We start from the raw sequence: 22,007 nt of genomic DNA on the forward strand, positions 1-22,007 counted from the left end.
ACAGGTATCACATGCTACTGATCTACTGCCCTTACTGTCAGGAAGAGCGCTCCGAGCTCGAATTCCGCGGCGCCGGCGATGCGCATATCGCCCGCCCAACCGACATCGCGTCGATCTCCGACGAGGCGTTTGAAGAGTATTTCTTCCTGCGCAGCAATCCGAAGGGACTGATCTTCGAGCGCTGGCGGCACATGAACGGTTGCGGCCGCTTCTTCAATGCGGCGCGCGACACGATCAGCGACAAATTCATCAAGACGTACAAGGCAGGCGAGCCGAAGCCTGAGATCGGCGCTGCCGCCGTTCCGCACGCCCCCGTCGAAACCTATGAAGCCGTGGTTGTCGAAGACAACCGAGATGGAGACGCAAAATGAGCGGCGCGAACCGTATTGCAGGCAAGGGGCGTCTGACGCCAGCCAAGACCGCCCGCTTCACCTTCGACGGCAAGAGCTACACGGCGCTTGAGGGCGATACCGTCGCTTCGGCGCTGATTGCCAATGGCGTGCATCTGGTCGGCCGTTCCTTCAAGTACCACCGTCCGCGCGGCATCCTGTCTGCCGGTGCGGAAGAGCCGAATGCGCTGATCGACGTTGCGCGTGACAGTGCCCGCAAGCAGCCGAACGTGCGCGCCACGGTTCAGGAAGTCTTCGACGGCATGATCGTCAAGTCGCAGAACCGCTTCCCGTCGCTCGCCTTCGATATCGGCGGCGTCAACAATCTGATGTCGCCGTTCTTCGCGGCCGGTTTCTACTACAAGACCTTCATGTGGCCGAAAGCTGCCTGGAAGCATGTCTACGAGCCGATGATCCGCCGGGCTGCCGGTCTCGGCGTCGCGCCGGCCGAGGCCGATCCCGATCACTATGCCAGCCGCTACGCGCATTGCGACGTGCTGGTCGCCGGTGCCGGCGTTGCCGGTCTTTCGGCAGCTCTTGCTGCGGCCGAAGCTGGCGCAAACGTCATCCTCTGCGACGAGCAGGCGGATGTCGGCGGCGCGCTGCGTTATGACAGCGGCGTCAAGATCGATGGCGTCGATGGCTATACCTGGGCGCAGCAGACGGCTGCCAAGCTCCGGGCGATGGACAATGTCCAGGTGCTAACCCGCACGACGGCTTTCGGCTACTACAACCACAATTTCGTGGCGCTTGCCGAGCGCGTTACCGACCACGTTTCCAACCCCGGCCGCGAATTGCCGCGCGAGCGCCTCTGGCAGGTGCGTGCCAAGCGGGTTATCCTCGCCAATGGTGCGATCGAGCGCCACATGGTGTTCCCGAACAACGACCGCCCGGGCATCATGCTGGCATCTGCCGCGCGCATGTACCTCAACCAGTACGGCGTGGCTGTCGGTGCGAAGGTTGGCGTCTACACCGCGCATGACTCGGCCTATGAGGCTGCCTTCGATCTGAAGCGCGCCGGTGTCGCGATCGCGGCGATCGTCGATTGCCGCCCGCAGCCGGGCGCCGCCGTTCTGGCCGAAGCCCGTTCGCTCGGCATCGAGGTTCTGGCAGGCCATGCGGTGCTCGATACCGCCGGCAAGCTGCGCGTCTCCTCGATGACCGTTGCCCGCAATGGCGGCAGCTCGCCGCGCAAGATCGCCATCGACGCGCTGCTGGTGTCCGCCGGCTGGACGCCCTCGGTGCATCTGTTCTCGCAGTCTCGCGGCAAGGTGAAGTTCGACGTGGAGACCGAGCGGTTCCTGCCGGGCACCTATGCGCAGGAATGCCTCTCAGTCGGCGCCTGCAACGGCACCGACGATCTGCAGCAGACGATCGAAGAATCGCTTGCCGCCGGTGAACTGATGGCACAGGCATCCGGCAAGCAGGGCAGCGGCAAGATCAGCATCGCTGCCGAGCAGGCCTTCCAGTGGACCGGCGGAATGATCGGCGCCGCTGAAGGTGCCGGCCCCGATACCAGTGCCAAGGCCTTCATTGATTTCCAGCACGACGTTTGCGCCAAGGACATCCGCCTTGCCGTTCGCGAAGGCATGCATTCGATCGAGCATATCAAGCGCTTCACGACGAATGGCATGGCATCCGACCAGGGCAAGCTGTCCAACATGCACGGCCTGGCGATCGCCGCCGAAATGCTGGGCAAGGATATCCCGCAGGTCGGTCTCACGACCTTCCGCGCGCCCTATACGCCTGTCACCTATGGTACGCTGATCGCGCATTCGCGTGGCGAACTGTTTGACCCTACGCGCAAGACGCCGCTTCACCAGTGGGAAGAGGCGCAGGGTGCGGTGTTCGAGGATGTCGGCAACTGGAAACGCGCCTGGTTCTATCCGCGTGCGGGCGAAACCATGCATCAGGCCGTTTCGCGCGAGTGCAGGACGGCACGTGAAGTCGCGGGCATATTCGATGCTTCGACCCTCGGCAAGATCGAGGTTGTCGGCCCCGATGCCGCCCAGTTCATGAATCTGATGTATACCAACGCCTGGGATACGCTGAAGCCCGGCAAGTGCCGCTATGGCATCATGACCCGCGAAGACGGCTTCGTTTACGACGACGGCGTCGTCGGCCGCCTGAGCGAGGATCGCTTCCATGTGACGACGACGACGGGCGGTGCGCCGCGCGTTCTCAACCATATGGAAGACTACCTGCAGACGGAATTCCCGCATCTGAACGTCTGGCTGACGTCGGTGACCGAACAGTGGGCGGTCATTGCGGTTCAGGGCCCGAAGGCACGCGAGATCATCGCGCCGCTCGTCGAGGGCGTCGATATCTCCAACGAAGCCTTCCCGCATATGAGCGTTGCCGAGTGCACGGTCATGGGCGTTCCGGCCCGTCTGTTCCGCGTTTCGTTCACCGGTGAGGCCGGTTTCGAAATCAACGTTCCTGCCGATTACGGTCAGGCCGTGCTCGAAGCCATCTGGGCCAATGCCGAGCCGCTCGGCGCCTGCGCCTACGGTACGGAAACCATGCACGTGCTGCGCGCCGAAAAGGGCTACATCATCGTCGGCCAGGATACCGACGGCACTGTCACCCCTGACGATGCCGGTCTTTCCTGGGCGGTTTCCAAGAAGAAGACCGACTTCGTCGGTATCCGCGGCCTGAAGCGTATCGACCTCACGAAGGAAGGCCGCAAACAGCTGGTCGGCCTCGTGACAAAGGATCCGAACGTTGTTCTCGAGGAAGGTGCGCAGGTTGTTGCCAATCCGAACGAACCGAAGCCGATGACCATGCTCGGGCATGTCACCTCGTCCTACTGGTCGGAAAATTGCGGCCGCTCGATCGCCTTCGCGCTCGTTGCCGGCGGCAGGGCGCGGATGGGCGAGACGCTCTACATACCGATGCCCGACAAGACCATTGCCGTCGAGGTGACGGATATGGTGTTCTTTGACAAGGAAGGAGGCCGGATCAATGGCTGAGACCGCAATTCGCAGATCCGTTCTAGCCGGCCGTCATGGCGGCTCCTCGGCCGTCCGGCTGACCTCGGCGGCACCTGCAACGCGGATAGCGCTGCGCGCACCGCAGGCTTCGCTTCAGGCGCTGTCGGCAGCGCTTGGCGTGACCATCCCGAACGTGCCGAAGACATCCGGCCGTTCCGGTGGACGCTCGGTGCTGTGGATCGGACCGGACGAATGGCTTGCCATTGACGAAAGCGGTGCCGACCTGATGGCCGCTCTGTCCGGTGTCTCTGAGATGCATTCGGCAACCGACGTTTCGCACCGCAATGTCGGCATTATCGTCTCGGGTCCGGGTGCCGAGCTGGCTCTCGCCTCCGGCTGCCCCCAGGATCTGTCGCTCGCAACCTTCCCGGTCGGAGCCTGCTCGCGCACCATCTTCGGCAAGGCCGAAATCATCCTCTTCCGCACAGAAGACGATACGTTCCGCGTCGAATGCTGGCGCTCCTTCGCAACCTTCGTCTTCGGTCTTCTCAGCGAAGGTGCCGAGGACGCTGGGCACTAGGGCGGATTGCCGATGCTGCATCATATCTCCCTCGGCGTTTCGGACATCGAACGTTCGGCGGCATTTTATGATGCTGTTCTTCAGCCGCTCGGCTACGTTCGGGTTTGGGAAGATCTCCGGCCGGGGGAGACCGGGCAGGCGGTTGGCTACGGTGTGCCGGGTGGTGGCGACAAGCTGGCGCTGAAGCATGTCTGTGAACGGCAGCGTCCTCCCGGTCCGGGCTTCCACCTGGCGGTTGCAGCACCCGATCGCAACGCCGTCGCGCTATTTCACGCGGCGGCCTTGGCGAACGGAGGCAGCGACAATGGACGCCCTGGCCTCAGACCCGACTATGGCGAGCATTACTATGCAGCCTTTATCGTCGACCCTGATGGCCATCATCTGGAAGCCGTATTGAATTCAGCTGAGTAAGAGCCGCGCCGGCCTTACGCCGCCGGCCGGTCCTTCGGGTCGAACTGGGCAATGGTAATCCAGTTGGCCGTCAGCGCCGGTTTCTTCTCGTTTTCGATTTCGACCGATACTTCGTAGGTCGTCATCATCATTGCCGCGCCGCGCAGGCGGGCGTCGGCGAGGGTGAAATGGCCGCGGATGCGCGCGCCTGTCTTCACCGGCGACATGAAGCGGACCTTGTCGAAACCGTAGTTGATGCCCATCGTCTGTTCGCGGATCTTTGGCAGAGCGTCGAAGTTCATCGCCGAGAGCAGCGACAGCGTCAGGAAGCCATGAGCGACCGTTCCGCCGTAGGGACTTTCGGCGGCTGCGCGTTCGGGATCGGTGTGGATGAACTGGTGGTCGTTGGTGGCGCCGGCAAAGGCATCGATCATCGTCTGGTCGACCGTGATCCAATCGGAGATCCCGGTCTTGGTGCCGACGAGACCTTTCACGTCGGCGAGCGCAATTTCCTTACCCATACAATCCTCGTCAAAACAGCCGCGAGCATCAAGCCTTATCGCGCCTTTGTGACGGTTGCGACAAGGATTCGCGCCTGATGACCGGCCAGCTCAATTTTCCAGATAGAACATAGCGCTACGGGCCGGAAGCGATACCGTCTGATCGACTTTTTTGCTGCCGGAACGCGTCAGTTCGCGCCATGCGGCCCCAGCCGGAAGTGTGAACGATACGGGTGTGCTTGCACGGTTGAACAGCACGGAAAGCCGGACGATCTTTCGCGCCGTGCCGTCGCGGGTTGCCAGCATCATGCCGAAAGAAGAGAGGTTGGGTGTTTCCCATTCGCCAGTGGTCATCGGCTGGCCTGAAGGAGACAGCCAGCTGACGTCACCGTTGCCGGTGAAAAAGCTGCTTTCGGAGAAGACCGCGAAACGCTTTCTGAGCGCGGAGACAAAGGCAGTGTGGGCGATCAACTCGTCATCGAGCGTCTTCCAATCCACCCAGGTGATCTCGTTGTCCTGGCAGTAGGCGTTGTTGTTGCCGCGCTGGCTGCGGCCGCCCTCGTCACCGGCGGTCAGCATGATGCTGCCGCGGCTGGCAAACAGCGTTGCGATCAGCGCCATCAGGTCGGCGCGGCGCCTTGCGATAATATCAGGATATTTCGTCTCGCCTTCGACGCCGTTGTTCCAGGAATGGTTCTCGTTGTGCCCGTCGCGATTGTCCTCGCCGTTTGCCTCGTTGTGCTTGCCATTATAGGAGACGAGGTCTTTCAGCGTGAAGCCGTCATGGGCGGCGAGGAAGTTGACGCTGCGGGTTGCCTGACGGCCGTCGCGGCCGAAGATGTCGGACGAGCCTGCAAGTGCGGTTGCCAGTGGCCCGGTCTTCCAGTCGTCGCCACGCCAGTAGCAACGGATATCGTCGCGGACGCGGTCGTTCCATTCGAGGAAGGGTGCCGGAAAATTGCCGAGCTGGTAGCCGCCGGGACCGATATCCCAGGGCTCGGCGATCATGACGCGATCAGCGAGCACGTCGTCGGCTAGGATCGCCGACAGTGTCTCACCTTGACCTTCGAAGCCGGAGGCCGTGCGGCCGAGCACGGGAGCGAGATCGAAGCGGAAGCCATCGATTGCAGCGCCGAGAACGAAATGCCTGAGGCTGTCGATGATCAGCTGGCGGATATAGGGGTGATCGCAGGCGACTGTGTTGCCGGTTCCAGTATCGTTGACGAGCTCGCCCGGGCGGCCCGGCAGGTGGCGGTAGAAGGAGAGGTTGTCGAGCCCGCGCATCGACAGCGTCGTGCCGTAGCGGTCGCTTTCGCCGGTGTGATTGAAAACGAGATCGAGGATGACGGCGATGCCTTCGGCATGCAGCTTGGCGATAGTATCGCGCAGCTCGGCCATGCCGCCGGGGCAGAGGCGGGGATCAAGCGCCATGAAGGCAACGGGATTGTAGCCCCAGCCGTTGGTCAGTCCGAGCGGCGGCAGGTGGCGTTCGTCGATCCAGGCGGTGATCGGCATTAGCTCGACCGCATCGACGCCGATCCGCTTGAGATGCGCAATAATGGACGGGTGGGCGAGGGCGGCAACGGTGCCGCGCTGCTTCTCAGGCACATCCGGATGCTGCATGGTGAAGGGCTTGATCGCGACCTCATAGATGAAGCCGCCGGGACGGAACAGCGGTTTTCCGGGCTTTGCCTTCTGATCGCGGGTGACGATCGCCTTGGGCATCAAGTCCTGGGTCTCTTCACCAAAGGTGCCGAGGCGCGGATCATGGCGGAACGGACGGTCGAGCTCCTTGGCGTAGGGATCGACGAGCAGCTTCGACGGGTCGAACCACAGGCCGTTGTCGGGCGCATAGATGCCGTCGGCGCGCAGGCCGTAGCGTGCGCCTTCCTTCAGGTTATCGACGAAGAGGCGGTGGATGTAGCCATCCTCGCGCGCCATCGGCAGGCGCGCGACCTGCTTGTTGCCGCTCTTGTCGAAGAGGCAGAGCTGGATCTCTGCGGCATGTTGCGACCAGACTGTAAACTCGACGCCGGTCTCGAAAAGAACGGCGCCGCCTTTTGCCCTGTTGTCCGCCCGCATGTGCCCCCGGTCAGGTGATGACGGAAGGTGCGTCCCGGCCCGTGCGTTTGCGGATGTCTGCGATGGCTTCCGCGGCGGCGATCAGGTCGGCCAGCGCCTCCTGCGTTTCGATGTTGTGCCGGCTCGAATCCGGCTCGTAACGTTCGATATAGACGCGCAGGGTTGCGCCAGACGTACCAGTGCCGGAGAGACGGAAGACGACGCGGGAGCCGCCCTTGAACAGGATACGGATGCCCTGATGCTCGCTGACCGACTTGTCGACCGGATCGTGATAGGCAAAATCGTCGGCCTTCTCGGCAGTCAGGCTGCCGAAGACCTTGCCGGGCAAGGTAGGAAGCTGGGCGCGCAGATTGTCGATCAGGCCATTTGCGGCATCGGTATCGACGGCTTCATAGTCGTGGCGCGAATAGTAGTTGCGGCCGTATGTCTGCCAATGCTGGGTGACGACGTCCTGAACGCTTTCGCCGCGCACGGCGAGGATGTTCAGCCAGAGCAGCACGGCCCACAGGCCATCCTTTTCGCGAACATGGTTGGAGCCGGTGCCGGCGCTCTCTTCGCCGCAGATCGTCGCCATGCCTGCGTCGAGCAGGTTGCCGAAGAACTTCCAGCCGGTCGGCGTTTCATACATGCCGATGCCGCGCTTTTCGGCAACGCGGTCAGCCGCGCCCGATGTCGGCATCGAGCGGGCGATACCGGCGAGGCCGCCGGAGTAACCGGGCGCCAGATGCGCGTTGGCAGCGAGGATCGCCAGGCTGTCTGATGGGGTCACGAAGATACCGCGGCCGACAATGAGGTTGCGGTCGCCGTCACCGTCGGATGCCGCGCCGAAATCGGGCGCATCGTCGCCCATCATCTCGTCGTAGAGTTCCTTGCAGTGAACCGGGTTCGGGTCCGGATGGTGGCCGCCGAAATCGGGAAGCGGCATGAAATTGCGGACCGAGCCCAGCGGCGCGCCGAGACGGTTTTCGAAGATTTCTTTGGCATAGGGGCCGGTGACAGCGCTCATCGCATCGAAGGCGATCCGGAAACCGAGGCTGATCAGATTGCGGATGGCGCCGAAATCGAACAGCTCTTCCATCATCGCGGCGTAGTCTTCGACCGAATCGATGACCGAGAGAATCATGCCACCCGGAAGCTCTTCCTTGCCGATGCGGTCGATATTGACGTCGCCGAAGTCGGCAATCTTGTAGCTGTCGATCACCTTGGTGCGGGCATAGATCGCGTCGGTGATCTTTTCGGGCGCCGGGCCACCATTGTTGACGTTGTATTTGATGCCGAAGTCTTCGGTCGGACCGCCGGGATTGTGGCTGGCGGAGAGAATGATGCCGCCGAAAGCCTTGTATTTGCGGATGATGTGGGACGCTGCAGGTGTCGAGAGAATGCCGCCCTTGCCGACGATCACTTTGCCGAAGCCATTGGCAGCAGCGAGCTTGATCGCCTTCTGGATGACTTCGCGATTGTAGTAACGTCCGTCACCACCGATGACGAGGCTCTTGCCCTGGTATCCCTCCAGCGAATCGAAGATCGACTGGATGAAGTTCTCAGCATAGTTCGGCTGCTGGAAGACCGGGACCTTCTTGCGGAGACCCGAGGTGCCGGGTTTCTGATCCTGGAAGGGCGTGGTGGATACGGACTTGTTCATTTTCTGTCACTTGCCTTTCGGGGCGAGGCTTGAATACAGGGCAGCGTAGCGTTCGGCGCTCTTCTCCCACGAGACATCCGATTTCATGCCCTGCTTTTGCAGTTGGGTCCAGACTTTTTGATCCGCATAGAGTGTCATCGCGCGGCGGATGGCCTGTAGCATACCTTCAGCCGTGACGGGAGAAAACTGTATTCCTGTCGCAGCTTTAGCCGCAAGCGCGGCATGGTTAGCATCGATTACCGTGTCGTTGAGGCCGCCTGTGCGCGCAACGATCGGCACGCAGCCGTAGCGCAGGCCGTAGAGCTGCGTCAGGCCGCAGGGCTCGAATCGCGACGGAATGATGATGGCGTCGCAACCGGCCTGCATGAGATGCGACATTGGCTCATTATAGCCGATCGAGATGCCGATGCGGCCGGGATGGCGGGCGGCGGCGGCCAGAAGCGAGCCTTCAAGCGCCGGATCGCCGGAACCGAGAATCGCGAGCTTGCCGCCGAGTGCGACGATTTCGTCTGCCGTTGCGGCGATGAGATCCATGCCCTTTTGCCAGGTGAGGCGGCTGATGATGCAGAAGATCGGCGCGCCGTCGTCATGCAGCCAGAAGAATTCGGCGATCGACTTGCGGTTCTCTTCCCGGTTCTTCAGCGTCGTCGGACCATAGTGGGTGTGGACGACGGGATCGGTGGCGGGGTTCCAGATGTCGGCGTCGATGCCATTGACGATACCGTGCAGCGCATCGCGGCGGCTGGCGATGACGCCCTCGAGCCCCATGCCGAATTCCGGCGTGAGGATTTCGTCGGCATAGGACGGGCTCACCGTGGTGACCGCCCAGGCGGTCTGCAGCCCGCCCTTCAGGTAGCCGAGATGACCGTAATACTCGATGCTCTCGGTCGAGAACGCATGGGGCGGCAGGCGGAGGCCGGGGAAGACTTCTGCGCCGAACTGGCCCTGGAAGGCGATGTTGTGAACAGTCAGGACACTCGGCAGTTCGGGTGTCGGGTAGTAGCGCATATAGACAGGCGTCAGCGCCGCCTGCCAGTCATGGGCGTGGACGAGATCCGGACGCCAGTCCGGCATCAGTCCTGCGGCTATTTCGGCGCCGGCCAGAGACAGAGCGGCGAAGCGCCGCCAGTTGTCAGCGTAGTCCTTGCCGGTCTGGTCCAGATAGGGACCACCCGGGCGATCGTAATAAGCGGGAGCGTCGAGCACGAGGATATCGAGACCCTCGTGCTGCACTTCCAGAACCGTCGCTGGCTCTCCCAGGAGATCATCGAACTGCAGGCGGACGACGGGATCGCGAATGGCCTTCATGACGGCGGGGTAGCCGGGCATGAGGGTTTTCGTTTCGACGCCGTACCGCTTGAGAGCGATGGGCAGGGCGCCCGCCACATCGGCGAGCCCCCCTGTCTTGATCAAAGGGAAGACTTCGGACGAAACCGAAAGGACTTTCATATGTTTAAAGATCCAACTTATCGATCATAGGCTGCGTAATCAGGCAAATGCCGCTCTCGGTGCGCCGGAAGCGCTTGGCATCCAGGATCGGATCCTCACCGACGATGAGGCCTTCCGGAATGACGACGCCATGGTCGATCACCACATTCTTCAACTGGGCGCGACGGCCGATCTTGACGCTCGGCAGAACGACGGCACCTTCGAGTTTCGAATAGGAGTTAGCGCGCACGCCTGTGAAGAGAAGGCTCTTGTTGAGACTGGCACCGGAGATGATGCAGTCGCCGGCAACCACCGAGGAGGTTGCCGAGCCGCGGCGGTTTTCGTCGTCATGGACGAACTTCGCCGGCGGGGTGATTTCCGCATAGGTCCAGATCGGCCAGGACTTGTCGTAGATATCGAGATCGGGAACGATCGCCGTCAGGTCGATATTGGCCTGCCAGTAGGCTTCGATCGTTCCGACGTCACGCCAGTAGGGCTCGTTCTCGAAGTCTGAGCGGACGCAAGAATTGGCGAAGCGATGGGCGACGGCCTTACCGTTCTTGACGATGTAGGGGATGATGTCCTTGCCGAAATCCTTGCTGGAATTCGGATCGGCCGCATCGCGCCTCAATGCATCGATCAGGAATTTCGTGTGGAAGACATAGATGCCCATCGAGGCAAACGAGCTGTCCGGCTTGCCGGGAATGGCTGGCGGATCGGCAGGCTTTTCGACGAAATCGATTATCCGGTCTGTCTCGTCGACATGCACGACGCCGAAACCGGTGGCTTCCATGCGCGGCACTTCGAGGCAGCCGATGGTGACGTCGGCACCGGAATCCACATGCTGCTGCAGCATGTATTCATAGTCCATCTTGTAGATATGGTCGCCGGCGAGGATAACCATGTACTCGACGCCGTAGTCCTGGATGATGTCGATGTTCTGGTAGACGGCGTCCGCCGTGCCTTCATACCATTGCGTTTCCGAAACGCGCTGGGAGGCCGGCAGGATGTCGAAGCTCTCGTTGCGTTCCGGACGGAAGAAGTTCCAGCCGCGCTGCATGTGGCGGATCAGGGAGTGCGCCTTGTACTGCGTCGCCACGCCGATGCGGCGAATACCTGAATTCAGCGCATTGGACAGCGCGAAGTCGATGATACGGGCCTTGCCGCCGAAATACACCGCGGGCTTGGCGCGGCGGTCGGTGAGTTCCTTCAGACGGCTTCCTCTACCGCCTGCCAGAACGTAAGCCATTGCATCGCGGGCAAGTGGCTGAATGCGCTTCTCTACCATAGTCTACTCCTCCCACCAGTCTTCAAGTCTCGGGTTCAAGCATGATCGTCGCCAGCGGCGGCAAGGTAATCGTGGCGGCAATTGTGCCGCCGGCATTGACGGCTTGCACGCGCCCGCCATTGCCCTTGCCGCTGCCGCCGTAGATGTCGGCATCGGTGTTCAGAACTTCCCGCCAGCGCCCCTCAAGCGGCAGGCGGATAGCGTAGTTCTCGCGATAAACGGGTGTGAAGTTGGTGATCACCGCAACAGGCTTCTGTCCCGGCGCCTTTCGCAGCCAGGCGAAGACCGAATTTTCCTGGTCGTCGGCGATCAGCCATTCGAAACCTTCGCCTTCGCAATCGCGGGCATGCAGCGCCGGCTTCGAGCGGTAGGTAAAGTTGAGATCGCGGACGAGGCGGCGCATGCCTTCGTGCATGCGGTATTGCAGGAGATTCCAGTCGAGCGACGTCGCCTCGCTCCATTCGCTCCACTGCGCGAATTCCTGGCCCATGAACAACAGCTTCTTGCCGGGATATCCCCACATGAAAGCGTAGTAGGCGCGCAGGTTCGCGAACTTTTGCCAGTCGTCGCCCGGCATCTTGGCGATCAGCGAGCCTTTGCCGTGCACCACTTCGTCATGCGACAGCGGCAGGACGAAGTTTTCGGAATAGGCATAGAGCAGGCCGAAGGTCAGCTCGTTGTGGTGGAACTGGCGATGAACCGGCTCGCGCTTCATGTAGCTCAGCGTGTCGTGCATGAAGCCCATGTTCCACTTGAACCCGAAGCCGAGGCCGCCCTCATGGACAGGCTGGGAGACTTTTGGCCAGGAGGTGGACTCCTCGGCGATGGTCATGACGCCTGGATGTTCGGCATAGATGCGGGTGTTCATATCCTGGAGGAAGCGAACCGCCTCGAGGTTTTCGTTGCCACCATATTCGTTGGGAATCCATTCGCCATGCTTGCGCGAATAGTCGAGGTACAGCATCGACGCGACCGCATCGACGCGCAGGCCGTCGAGATGGAACTTCTCGGCCCAATAAAGCGCATTGTTGACGAGATAGGACAGGACTTCGGTACGGCCGAAATTGTAGATCGCGGTGTTCCAGTCCGGATGGAAGCCCTTGCGCGGATCCTCATGCTCGTAGAGCGCCGTGCCGTCGAACCAGCCAAGGCCGTGCTCATCCGTCGGGAAATGGGCCGGAACCCAATCCAGGATGACGCCGATGCCGACCTTGTGGCAGCCGTTGACGAAGCGGGCAAAGCCTTCGGGCTCGCCGAAGCGGGCGCTGGGCGCATAGAGACCTGTCGTCTGGTAGCCCCAGGAGGGGTCGTACGGATGCTCGGTGATCGGCAGGAATTCGATGTGGGTGAAGCCCATATCGACGACATAGGGGATCAGTGTGTTGGCAAGCTCGTCCCAGGACAGGAACGTACCGTCCTGGCGAAGCTGCCATGAACCGGCATGCACCTCGTAAATGGAGATCGGCTGGCGGCGCTTGTCGGTTTCGCGCCAGTGCTTGAGATGGGCTTCATCGTCCCAATCCTGAAGAAGTTCGGGAGCGGTGACGGAGGCGGTCTTCGGGCGCAGCTCGCTGCGGCGTGCGAAGGGGTCGGCTTTCAGCGGCAGCAATACGCCGTCGTTGCCGCGGATTTCGAACTTGTAGGGAACGCCTGTCGGTACGTCAGGCGCAAAGATTTCCCAGATGCCGGCGCCTGAGCGGAAGCGCATGACGTGGCGCCTGCCGTCCCAGTTGTTGAAATCGCCGACGACGGAGACGCGCTGCGCATTCGGCGCCCAGACGGCGAAGTGGATGCCCTGCGCGCCTTCATGCTTGATCCAATGCGCGCCCATCTTGTCGAAAAGTCTCAGATGCGAGCCTTCGCGCACATAATAGTCGTCCATCGGCCCAAGCACGGGACCGAAGCTGTAAGGATCGGTCACCGCCCATTCGGCATCGCCGCGGCGGGCGCGGTAGCGGACGGGTTGCTGCTTGGTGAGCTTCACCGGTCCGGCGAAGAAGCCGTCCGGATGAAGCTGCTTGAGATCGCCGACGGCGGTGCCGTCGAGTGTCATCGCCGTCACTTCTTCCGCACCGGGAATGAAGCAACGGGCCGCGAAACCATCGCCGGCCTGATGGACGCCGAGCGCGGCGAATGGATTTGCGTGCGAACCAGCGAGGATCGCCGCGATTTCGTCTGCCGAAATTTCCCAGGGACGCTTTACCTCAGGGGCAGTTTTCGGCGTTTTCATCCAGCTCTCCAGATTTCCTCGGCATATTGCCGAATCGTGCGGTCAGACGAGAACCAACCCATCCGCGCCGTATTGTTGATCGTCTTGGTGTACCAGGAGGACTTGTTGTTCCAGATCTGGTCCACCTCGCGCTGAGCGGCGGCATAGGCATCAAAATCGGCAGCGACCATGAACCAGTCGTGCGAGTAGATGCCGTCGATCAACTGGGCATATCGGTTGCGATCGTCCGGCGAGAACACGCCGCCGGCAATCGAGGCAAGCGCCTGCGACAGCTCGCGCGAGCTTTCGATGATTGCGCGCGGATTGTGGCCGTCGCTGCGCACCTTCGCCACTTCGTCGGCCTGCAGGCCGAAGATCACGATGTTGTCTTCGCCGACATTGTCGCGCATCTCGACATTGGCGCCGTCGAGCGTGCCGATCGTCAGCGCTCCGTTGAGGCCGAACTTCATGTTGCCGGTGCCGGAGGCTTCCATGCCGGCGGTGGAGATCTGCTCGGACAGGTCGGCTGCGGGAACCATGACTTCGGCCAGCGAGACGTTGTAGTTCGGCACGAACACGACCTTCAGCAGGCCGCGGACTGCCGGGTCATTGTTGATCGTGCGGGCGACGTCGTTGATCAGCTTGATGATCAGTTTGGCATTGTGATAGCTCGGCGCCGCCTTGCCGGCGAAGAGCTTGACGCGCGGGGTCCAGTCCATCTCGGGATGCGAGCGGATCTGGTCGTAGAGCGCCACGGCTTCGATGACGTTGAGCAGCTGGCGCTTGTATTCGTGGATGCGCTTGATCTGGATGTCGAACATCGCAGACGGGTCGAGCTTCACGCCCATCCGGCTGGCGACGAGGTTGGACAGAGCCACCTTGTTGGCGCGCTTGACGGCCGCGAACTTCTGCTGGAATGCCGGATCGGTGGCAAACTTCTCGAGTGGCTTCAGCTTTTCGGCATCATCGAGGAACTCGTCGCCGATCGCTTCGCGGATCAGACCCGTGAGCCCCGGATTGCACTGCTGCAGCCAGCGGCGCGGCGTGATGCCGTTTGTCTTGTTGTTGATACGATCAGGGTAGAGCTTGTGCAGGTCTGCGAAGACCGTGACCTTCATCAGGTCGGTATGCAGGGCCGAGACGCCGTTGATCGAGTGCGAGCCGACGAAGGCGAGGTTGCCCATGCGCACGCGGCGATCGCCGCTTTCGTCGATCAGCGAGATCGAGCGGATTTCCGTGTCGGAGAAATTCTTCTCGCGGCGGGCCTCGCGAAGAACCTTGGCATTGATCGCGTAGATCAGCTGCATGTGGCGCGGCAGAAGGCGCTCGAAGAGCGGGATCGGCCAGGTTTCCAGCGCTTCTGGCAGCAGCGTGTGGTTGGTGTAGGAAATCGTGCCGCGGACGATCTCGAAAGCCTGCTCGAAATCGAGGCCATGCACATCGCAAAGCAGACGCGTCAGCTCAGCCACCGAGACGGCAGGGTGCGTGTCGTTCAGCTGGATCGCCACCTTGTCCGGCAGCGATGTGAAATCGTCATACTGCTGAAGATGGCGGCGCAGGATATCCTGCAGCGAAGCGGAGGAGAAGAAGAACTCCTGGCGCAGGCGCAGCTCCTGCCCTGCCGGCGTGCCGTCGGCAGGGTAGAGAACGCGGGTCAGGCTTTCAGCCTTGTTGCTTTCGCGGAGCGCGCCGATGTGATCGCCGGCGTTGAAGGCATCGAGCAGGATCGGGTCGATTGGCTGGGCCGACCAGAGGCGCAGCGTGTTGACGCGCTTGCCGCGCCAGCCGACAACAGGCGTGTCGAAGGCGGCGGCGATGACGCGCTCTGCCGGCTTCCAGACATAACGCGGCTCGCCATCATGATCGCCGACGACGTCGACCGTGCCGCCGAAGCCGATTTCGTAAGCGCTTTCGCGGCGCTCGAATTCCCACGGATTGCCGTGGGCGAGCCAGCTTTCCGGAAGCTCGACCTGCCAGCCGTCTGCAAGCTGCTGGCGGAACAGGCCGTGGACATAGCGAATGCCGTAGCCATAGGCCGGGACATCGACCGTTGCCATGCTTTCCATGAAACAGGCAGCGAGACGGCCGAGGCCGCCGTTGCCGAGTGCGGCATCCGGTTCCAGTCCTGCAATGACGTTGACATCGACGCCGAGCGAGGTCAGCGCGTCGCTGACTTCCTCCATCAATCCCATGTTGGAAATGGCATCGCGCATCAGGCGGCCGATCAGGAATTCCAGGGATAGATAGTAAACGCGCTTGTCGCCGGTGGAATAGACCTTGCGCGTGGATTCCATCCACTTGTCGATGATCCGGTCACGGACGACGAGGATCGTGGCGGTCAGCCAGTCGTGCGGCTTGGCAACTTTGGCATCCTTGCCGATGCGGTAGGTGAGGCGCTCAATAATTTCTTCCGCAAGAATTTCAGGCCGGGAGCTGCGAGGAGCGGGGGAGGGGATGGTCGGCTTGGAAGCTGTTGTCATCGTCAGGTCTCGCCAATTTTGATTTGATTTCAGTATGTTATGCCTGAGGTAATCGCTTTGTCGCACACACGAATACTGTCAGTTTATGCACCGTTACCAAGCACTTGCAACAAAGGATTTAACCAAAGCAAAAATTTGCGGAACCTTCACCTTCGCCCTCATCCCGGGACTTGATTTCAATCGATTTTCCCGATTTGATACAGGGGATTAGCACACAACGAAAAGCCGCCCCGGTTTGTTCCGGAGCGGCTTTTGTAATTTCGGGCGACAGCAATATCTAGTTGATCAACCGGGTGGTCGTCTTCATTGCGGTCTGAGCGATATTTTGGAAGTCTTTCACGAGTTTTTCCATCGTGTTTGGCTCATAGTAGCTGCCAGCCGACGATGCGCAGTACTGTAGCAACTTCTTGCCCTTATCGGGCGCCATGAATGCAACAGTGAAAATGGTGATGCCATCAGACTTGGCAGCATCGCACTTGTCGCGAACTTTCTGATCAAGGGACGAGTTCCAAGTGTTGCTATAGCCTGTCATCTCGCCATCGCTCATTAGAACCAGATATCTGTCTGACGTCATATTCTTTTTGGCGGCATGCGCCTTGGTTTCGGCATCGCTTCCATCAGTCGGCTTTCTGACAGCGTTGTCGGCAATCACCATCGCGCCGTTGGCATCCGTGCCGCCTGCGGGCACGGAGGGCATGCCTGCTACATATTTACGTGCAGCTGCCGTGCCCCAGGACATGATCGGTGACGTTTGGCCCATGACAATGTGGGTGTATGAGACGGCGCCCGTTCGGACCAGATCTCCGTCCTTGTCCGCCCCGTCGAGTGCGTCAAAAAGCGCCCCTGCGGCAGATTTGAGAGCCGCTATCTTGGATACATAGGTCGTCGTGTACTCCTTGCATTCGCCCTTTTTGTTGGTGCGCGTGCAGGTCTTGCTTTCCACGGTGTCGGTGTCCTGCGCCATGGAGCCAGACTCGTCGAGCGCCAAAACCATGGAGAGCGCATTGCGAGCATTCTGGTCCGGACCGGAGCCGCTTTGTGCGGCGCTGGCGGCCCCGATGTTGGTGGATTTTACGCCGAAGAAGTTGGCGAGGCCACTCAGGGGTTGATTGTATGTTGTGGTGATGTTGACGTTATAGGTCGTCGATTTGCCGGAGGTTGCCTGATCGACTGTAACCTTGACGCTGTCCTTGATGCCGGTCGCCGCGACGTTGTTGTTCAACAAGTAGTTCGACATCTGCCCGGCCACGAAATCCTTGGCAAATGCGCTCGCGCCAGTGATCGCAAGCGTTCCATCAGCAAGGGCTGCAGCTGTTGCCAGGGCAGCGGAATCGGCAGCTTCCTGAAGCTGACGCTGAGAATTGACGGTGTTGGATACATCGACCGCGACACCTGCCGCACCAAGAGCAACCGGAACAAGTATGGCGGTCATCATGCCGAAATTGCCGGAGCGGTCGCGCAGCATGCGTTTTGCGCGCGCATGCACTGAGGAAATGGGAGACATCATGTCACCTAGAAGCAAGAGGAAAATTATGCTGACCTCATGCTTATCGCCGAATTATTACCACAGTCCCTAAGATGATCGTTAGAATTCTAACGATCTCAAGATTTCGATACATTCGCTACTTCATGAAACGTCTGTTCTTCGCGAAATTGCGGCAGATTGAACTTTGCCGCATTAATATTTATGGCAGCCTTTATTGCGTCAGCCGTACATAGTCTCCGTCGGCGGCCTTGCACTCGGATGAAACGGTATAAAAGAAATCCTGACGTTCCCAGCCGCCGCCGTCCTCCCATGCATGGCTCTGCGGTTTTGAGCAGCCGAAATAGGACTCAAGCGGTTGAGTAACTCCCTGCGGAAGCTGTTTACCATCGACGAAAAGGTAGTTGGTCGTTTGCGGATTGTCGGTGCGCATGGTCGCATCGTACTTGTTGTAGGTCTGGGCGCTGTCGCTTTCGCATTTGACGTCATTGCCATTGACGACCGCGCGCTTCTTTAGCGGGCAGCCGTCTTTCTTGATATCCATCTGAAGTACCAGCTTGGTGTATTTTCCAAGGTCGATTTGAGACGACGGCTTAACAACCATTGTGCCACTGCCACTATTTGCATGGGTCGTCGTTGTATATTCCACCGTAGCAAGAACGGTTTCCGCGGTACTGCCCTCGCGGACGACGCGCACCGATACCTGCTTATACCAATAGCCTTGGGCCTTTGTCGGCGTGAACGTCACCTTTTCGGGTTTCAATGGACTGATCGCTGCCGAGGTTACGCCAACTGCGGTCGAATTAAAGCCGCCGAATTTCATGAAGGAAGTTGCTGCCGTCCCGGTCATCGCGACCTGCAGCGTTCGTCCGTTAGCTGTGATGTTGAAGGCAACGTCCTTCGGAAGTTTGTCGGCGTAGGACGTAATGAAAGATTTCGCCGCAGCCTGGGCATCGGAGAGGTTGGTACCATCGAAAATCTTGCCGCCGGCCAGTGCCGCTCCATCGGCGATCTGTTGCAGATTTGTTCGTTCCATCGCGGCCATGGAATAATCGACAGCCACACCGGCCGCGAGTATAAGCGGGACGGCGAGAAGACCGGTCATCATCGCGAAGTTCCCACCCCGGTCGTGGAGCAATTCGTCGATCTTCGAATGCTTGAAATATGATGACGGCTTCATGGTTGCTACCTTGCCAAAAAGGTTGTGGTAGCAAATCTCTGCATCAATTAAGTTGTTAATTGCCTTACGAACTCGGTAAAAATAGAGCAAAGCGTTCTATTCTGTGCGCATCTCATTGCTTCAGCGGCACCACATCGACCGCCTGCACCGCCCGCTGCCCGCCATAGCTCTTCAGTACGCCGATCACGGGGGCCACGTCGCTGTAATCGCGGCCGTAGGCGACGACGATGTGGTCGGTGCTGGCGGGGATGTTGTTGGTGGGGTCGAGTTCGACCCAGCCGAGCGTTTCGCCGCACCAGACGCGCACCCAGGCATGCATGGCGTCTGCGCCTTCCAACCTCTCCTTGCCTGCGGGAGGAATGGTGCGCAGAAAGCCGGAAACGTAGCCTGCGGGGATGCCGAGGCTGCGGAGCGCCAGGATCATCACATGGGAGAAATCCTGGCAGACGCCGCGTTTCAGCTTGAAGGCATCGAGCGGCGTGGAGTCGACGGTGGTGGCTTCGGTGTCGTAGGTGAAATCCTTGTTGATGCGGGCGCAGAGCGCGGTGGCGATCTGCAGCACGGTGCGCTCTGGCGCTGCACTCTCGCGGGCATAATCGGAGATTGCGCGGGTTGCCGTCAGGCGCGGGCTGTCGCCCAGGAAATGATGGGGGGATTCCGGTTCGAGAGACCAGATGCCGGCAACTTCTTCCGGCAGACCCGACAGCGTCGGCGAGAAATCGGCCGAGATCGAATGGCTTTCCACCTGCACGCGGGCCTGCATTCGGATATCCAGCGTCTCATGCGGCGAGCGCAGCAGGAAGGAGGTCGACGGATGGCGGAAGAAATCGGTGAAATGCGATTGCTCGTCCGGCGACGGAGAGATGGTGATCGAGCCGGCGATCAGACGCTGCCGGTCGGGCAGAGACAAGGGCATCAGCCGCATGATGTGGCGGGCGCCGGAGGCCGGGCTGTCGTAGCTGTAGCCCATGTGAAGCGTGAGGTCGTAAAGCACGGCGTCACCCCAGATAGGTTTGTGCGAGAAGATCGGAGAGCGCTTCGAGCTCGCGCTCGAGCTTCTTGTAGACGTCGCCGTTCATCGTCTCCGGCGTCATCACGGCAAGACCGGAATGGAGGCGCATCGCTTCGCGGTAGAAAGGCGACATCTGGCCGTTGATGAAGGCATTCGGCAGCTGCTCCACTTCACGGTGGATCTCGTTCACCTGGAAGAGGATCGAGCGTGGGTTGAGTGGATCGAGCGCCAGAAGGTCGGTGACGGTCAGCCGTGCGGTGTTGACGTTGTAGCGGCGGCGGTGGGTCATGACGCTGTCGCCGATCTCAAGCAGCATGTCGAGGGCGCCGTCGGGCGCCTCGGGGCCGGACATGTGGCCGAGCAGCCGGGTCAGATGCAGGCCGCGCTCGATGTAGCGGCCAAGCGACAGGAAGCGCCAACCGGTGAAGCGGTACATGTTTTCGTGCACCAGACCGGCAAAGCCCGCGAGCTTGCGCAGCAGGATGGTCATCGCGTGGCTGGCGTCGTCGCCGGCGGCAACGGTCATGCGGAAGCGGCGAGCGGTCTTGGCGAGGTCGTTCAGCGCCAGCCAGCCGTCCGGCGAGAAACGGTCGCGGATGTTGCTGGCGGAATAGACGGCGCTGTCGATGTTGCGCAGCAGCGTTTCCGGCACCGGTTCCTCGGTGTCGATGTCCAGCGCCGCCAGATATTCTGAAACATCAGCGAGCAGTGGCTGGTCCGGGTCGGCAGCTTCGGCGTAGCGAGCGTGCCAGGCGCGCAGGATGCGCAGCGCTCCTTCGGCGCGCTCGATGTAGCGTCCGAGCCAGAAAAGATTGTCGGCGGCGCGGCTCGGCAGACTGCCCGGCATGTTGCGGGTGAAGCTGCCTTCGGCGGGCAGCAGCGTGTGGCGCTCGACCGGCTTGTCGCTGACGATCCAGACGTCGGCGGCGGCACCGCCGGACTGCATGGCGATCGCCGCGACATCGTCGCTTGCGCCGATGCGGGCGAAGCCGCCGGGCATGATCTGCCAGCCATTTGCGGTGCGTGCCGCAAAGACGCGCAGCGACATAGGCCGCGGCGTCAGCTTGCCGCCGACCCAGGCCGGCGTGGTGGAGAGCGTGACGACTTCCTGGCCGACGAGCTTCGGGCCATCGGTGCTCAGCCAGTCGGAGATCGAGTCCTTTGCCGTTGCGCGCAGGGATGACCCCAGCACGGATTCGCCGTCGTCGTCGAAGAAGGGCGCGCGCGAGAAGGCAGGGCCGATGACCATCTTTTCGAGATGCTTGGCCACATGCTCCTGCTCGCTCTTCTGCCCGCACCACCAGGTGGCGATCGACGGCAGCTGCAGGTCCTCACCGAGGATCCGGCGACAGATGGTGGGCATGAAGGCCAGCAGCGCGCGGGTTTCGAGAATGCCGGTGCCGAGGCCGTTGACGATCGTCACTGTTTCGGCGCGTAGGGCATCGAGCAGACCGGGCGTGCCGATATGCGAATTCTGGTTCAGTTCGAGCGGGTCGGCATAGGCGCTGTCGAGGCGCCGCCAGAGCACGCCGATCGGCTTCAGCCCGGCGACGGTGCGCACCATGATGCGGCCGTTGACGACGGTCAGGTCCTCGCCCTCAAGCAGCATGAAGCCGAGATAGCGGGCGATATAGGCGTGCTCGTAGTAGGTCTCGTTTGCCGGGCCCGGCGTCAGGACCGCGATGCGGTCGTCGCCGGAGTGCTTCATCGTCTGCAACGTGTCGCGGAAGGCGCCGAAAAACGAGGCGAGCCGGTGCACCGGTGTTTCGGCATAAACATCGGAGAAGGCGCGCGTCGTGGCGACGCGGTTCTCCAGTGCAAAACCGGCGCCTGACGGCGCCTGCGTCCGGTCGGCCAGAACCCACCAGTTTCCATCCGGGCCGCGGCCGATCTCGAAGGCGCAGAAATGCAGATAGTGGCCGGTCGCCGGCTTCACGCCCGCCAGCGGCCGCTGGAATTCCGGGTTCGAGGCAATCAGGCCGGGCGGCAGAAAACCTTCCTGCACCAGCGTGTTCTTGCCGTAGATATCCGCCACGATCGCTTCCAGCAGATCGGCGCGCTGGACCAGCCCGGCGGATAGTTGCTGCCACTCGCGCTCGTCGATGAGCACAGGAATATGCGACAGCGGCCAGGAGCGTTCGCCGGTGCCCTTGCTTCCATAGGCCCGATAGAAGACGCCGGCATCGCGCAGATAGCGGTCGGCGCGGGCGAAGCGTTCGGCGAGTTCGGGCTTGGGTACGCGGCCGAAGGCGGAGAGGAAGCGCTGCCAGACGGGGCGGATCGCACCGGTGTTGTCGACCATCTCGTCGGCAACGCCGGGCAAGGGCGCATAGTCGAGAGCCGCATCGCTGGCGCTGCGGGTATCGATTGCCTTGCGTTCCGTTGCCGGTTTCTTGCCCATTAAAACCTAG

The 22,007-nt window shown here is 61.2% G+C and carries 15 protein-coding genes; 4 read left to right on the forward strand and 11 right to left on the reverse strand.

The genetic code is table 11. The annotated features are described in order from the left end of the window. Positions 1-11 precede the first annotated feature (11 nt). From AC1DV9_RS23645 to AC1DV9_RS23660, 4 genes are read left to right on the forward strand one after another with little or no spacing between them, the layout of a single operon-like run. Positions 12-371 (forward strand): sarcosine oxidase subunit delta, encoded by a 360-nt coding sequence (locus AC1DV9_RS23645; RefSeq protein WP_477950250.1) that lies wholly within the window; start codon positions 12-14, stop codon positions 369-371. Further along, a complete protein-coding gene (locus AC1DV9_RS23650) occupies positions 368-3,361 on the forward strand; it encodes a sarcosine oxidase subunit alpha (RefSeq protein ID WP_477950251.1) in 2,994 nt (997 codons plus the stop codon). Before AC1DV9_RS23645 ends, AC1DV9_RS23650 begins: the two co-directional genes overlap by 4 nt. Then, positions 3,354-3,902: a sarcosine oxidase subunit gamma gene (locus AC1DV9_RS23655; protein ID WP_477950252.1), complete on the forward strand. Its 549-nt coding sequence runs from the start codon at positions 3,354-3,356 to the stop codon at positions 3,900-3,902. Before AC1DV9_RS23650 ends, AC1DV9_RS23655 begins: the two co-directional genes overlap by 8 nt. A 12-nt stretch (positions 3,903-3,914) precedes the next feature. Beyond that, positions 3,915-4,313 carry a VOC family protein gene (locus AC1DV9_RS23660; RefSeq protein WP_477950253.1) on the forward strand — a complete coding sequence of 133 codons (399 nt, stop codon included), beginning with the start codon at positions 3,915-3,917 and terminating at the stop codon, positions 4,311-4,313. A 14-nt stretch (positions 4,314-4,327) separates the two neighbouring features. Here AC1DV9_RS23660 and AC1DV9_RS23665 read toward each other — a convergent pair whose 3' ends face one another. The 11 genes from AC1DV9_RS23665 to AC1DV9_RS23715 form a co-directional block, all read right to left on the reverse strand. Further along, entirely contained in the window at positions 4,328-4,813 is a 486-nt protein-coding gene (locus tag AC1DV9_RS23665; protein WP_477950254.1) for a MaoC family dehydratase, read from the reverse strand. 90 nt (positions 4,814-4,903) lie between these two features. Beyond that, positions 4,904-6,874: a glycogen debranching protein GlgX gene (glgX, locus tag AC1DV9_RS23670; protein WP_477950255.1), complete on the reverse strand. Its 1,971-nt coding sequence runs from the start codon at positions 6,872-6,874 to the stop codon at positions 4,904-4,906. Positions 6,875-6,884: 10 nt separating this feature from the next. Next, entirely contained in the window at positions 6,885-8,516 is a 1,632-nt protein-coding gene (locus tag AC1DV9_RS23675) for an alpha-D-glucose phosphate-specific phosphoglucomutase (protein ID WP_112385568.1), read from the reverse strand. 6 nt (positions 8,517-8,522) lie between these two features. Then, positions 8,523-9,965, reverse strand: a complete 1,443-nt coding sequence (gene glgA / locus AC1DV9_RS23680; protein ID WP_477950256.1) for a glycogen synthase GlgA — start codon at positions 9,963-9,965, stop codon at positions 8,523-8,525. Between the two features lie 4 nt (positions 9,966-9,969). After that, positions 9,970-11,232, reverse strand: coding sequence for a glucose-1-phosphate adenylyltransferase (gene glgC, locus AC1DV9_RS23685; protein WP_477950257.1), 1,263 nt, complete (start codon positions 11,230-11,232; stop codon positions 9,970-9,972). Between the two features lie 22 nt (positions 11,233-11,254). Further along, positions 11,255-13,462: a 1,4-alpha-glucan branching protein GlgB gene (glgB, locus tag AC1DV9_RS23690; protein WP_112385565.1), complete on the reverse strand. Its 2,208-nt coding sequence runs from the start codon at positions 13,460-13,462 to the stop codon at positions 11,255-11,257. Beyond that, complete coding sequence (locus AC1DV9_RS23695) at positions 13,459-15,921, reverse strand: glycogen/starch/alpha-glucan phosphorylase (RefSeq protein WP_112516797.1); 2,463 nt, start codon at positions 15,919-15,921, stop codon at positions 13,459-13,461. The genes glgB and AC1DV9_RS23695 overlap by 4 nt, the downstream gene beginning before the upstream one ends. A 277-nt stretch (positions 15,922-16,198) precedes the next feature. After that, a complete protein-coding gene (locus tag AC1DV9_RS23700; protein WP_477950258.1) occupies positions 16,199-17,386 on the reverse strand; it encodes a pilus assembly protein TadG-related protein in 1,188 nt (395 codons plus the stop codon). Positions 17,387-17,618: 232 nt separating this feature from the next. Then, positions 17,619-18,674, reverse strand: coding sequence for a pilus assembly protein (locus tag AC1DV9_RS23705; RefSeq protein ID WP_310296975.1), 1,056 nt, complete (start codon positions 18,672-18,674; stop codon positions 17,619-17,621). Between the two features lie 22 nt (positions 18,675-18,696). Continuing rightward, positions 18,697-19,578: a transglutaminase family protein gene (locus tag AC1DV9_RS23710; RefSeq protein WP_310296978.1), complete on the reverse strand. Its 882-nt coding sequence runs from the start codon at positions 19,576-19,578 to the stop codon at positions 18,697-18,699. A gap of 4 nt (positions 19,579-19,582) precedes the next feature. Then, positions 19,583-21,997, reverse strand: coding sequence for a circularly permuted type 2 ATP-grasp protein (locus tag AC1DV9_RS23715; RefSeq protein WP_477950259.1), 2,415 nt, complete (start codon positions 21,995-21,997; stop codon positions 19,583-19,585). Positions 21,998-22,007 lie beyond the last annotated feature (10 nt).

The sequence above is a fragment of the Rhizobium sp. 01L410 genome (assembly GCF_056400165.1).

What these genes read in the sequence shown, in the direction of transcription:
- AC1DV9_RS23645 (WP_477950250.1), top strand. Translation starts at nt 12, where the DNA reads ATGCTACTGATCTACTGCCCTTACTGTCAGGAAGAGCGCTCCGAGCTC.
- AC1DV9_RS23650 (WP_477950251.1), top strand. Translation starts at nt 368, where the DNA reads ATGAGCGGCGCGAACCGTATTGCAGGCAAGGGGCGTCTGACGCCAGCC.
- AC1DV9_RS23655 (WP_477950252.1), top strand. Translation starts at nt 3,354, where the DNA reads ATGGCTGAGACCGCAATTCGCAGATCCGTTCTAGCCGGCCGTCATGGC.
- AC1DV9_RS23660 (WP_477950253.1), top strand. Translation starts at nt 3,915, where the DNA reads ATGCTGCATCATATCTCCCTCGGCGTTTCGGACATCGAACGTTCGGCG.
- AC1DV9_RS23665 (WP_477950254.1), bottom strand. Translation starts at nt 4,813, where the DNA reads ATGGGTAAGGAAATTGCGCTCGCCGACGTGAAAGGTCTCGTCGGCACC.
- glgX (WP_477950255.1), bottom strand. Translation starts at nt 6,874, where the DNA reads ATGCGGGCGGACAACAGGGCAAAAGGCGGCGCCGTTCTTTTCGAGACC.
- AC1DV9_RS23675 (WP_112385568.1), bottom strand. Translation starts at nt 8,516, where the DNA reads ATGAACAAGTCCGTATCCACCACGCCCTTCCAGGATCAGAAACCCGGC.
- glgA (WP_477950256.1), bottom strand. Translation starts at nt 9,965, where the DNA reads ATGAAAGTCCTTTCGGTTTCGTCCGAAGTCTTCCCTTTGATCAAGACA.
- glgC (WP_477950257.1), bottom strand. Translation starts at nt 11,232, where the DNA reads ATGGTAGAGAAGCGCATTCAGCCACTTGCCCGCGATGCAATGGCTTAC.
- glgB (WP_112385565.1), bottom strand. Translation starts at nt 13,462, where the DNA reads ATGAAAACGCCGAAAACTGCCCCTGAGGTAAAGCGTCCCTGGGAAATT.
- AC1DV9_RS23695 (WP_112516797.1), bottom strand. Translation starts at nt 15,921, where the DNA reads ATGACAACAGCTTCCAAGCCGACCATCCCCTCCCCCGCTCCTCGCAGC.
- AC1DV9_RS23700 (WP_477950258.1), bottom strand. Translation starts at nt 17,386, where the DNA reads ATGCTGCGCGACCGCTCCGGCAATTTCGGCATGATGACCGCCATACTT.
- AC1DV9_RS23715 (WP_477950259.1), bottom strand. Translation starts at nt 21,997, where the DNA reads ATGGGCAAGAAACCGGCAACGGAACGCAAGGCAATCGATACCCGCAGC.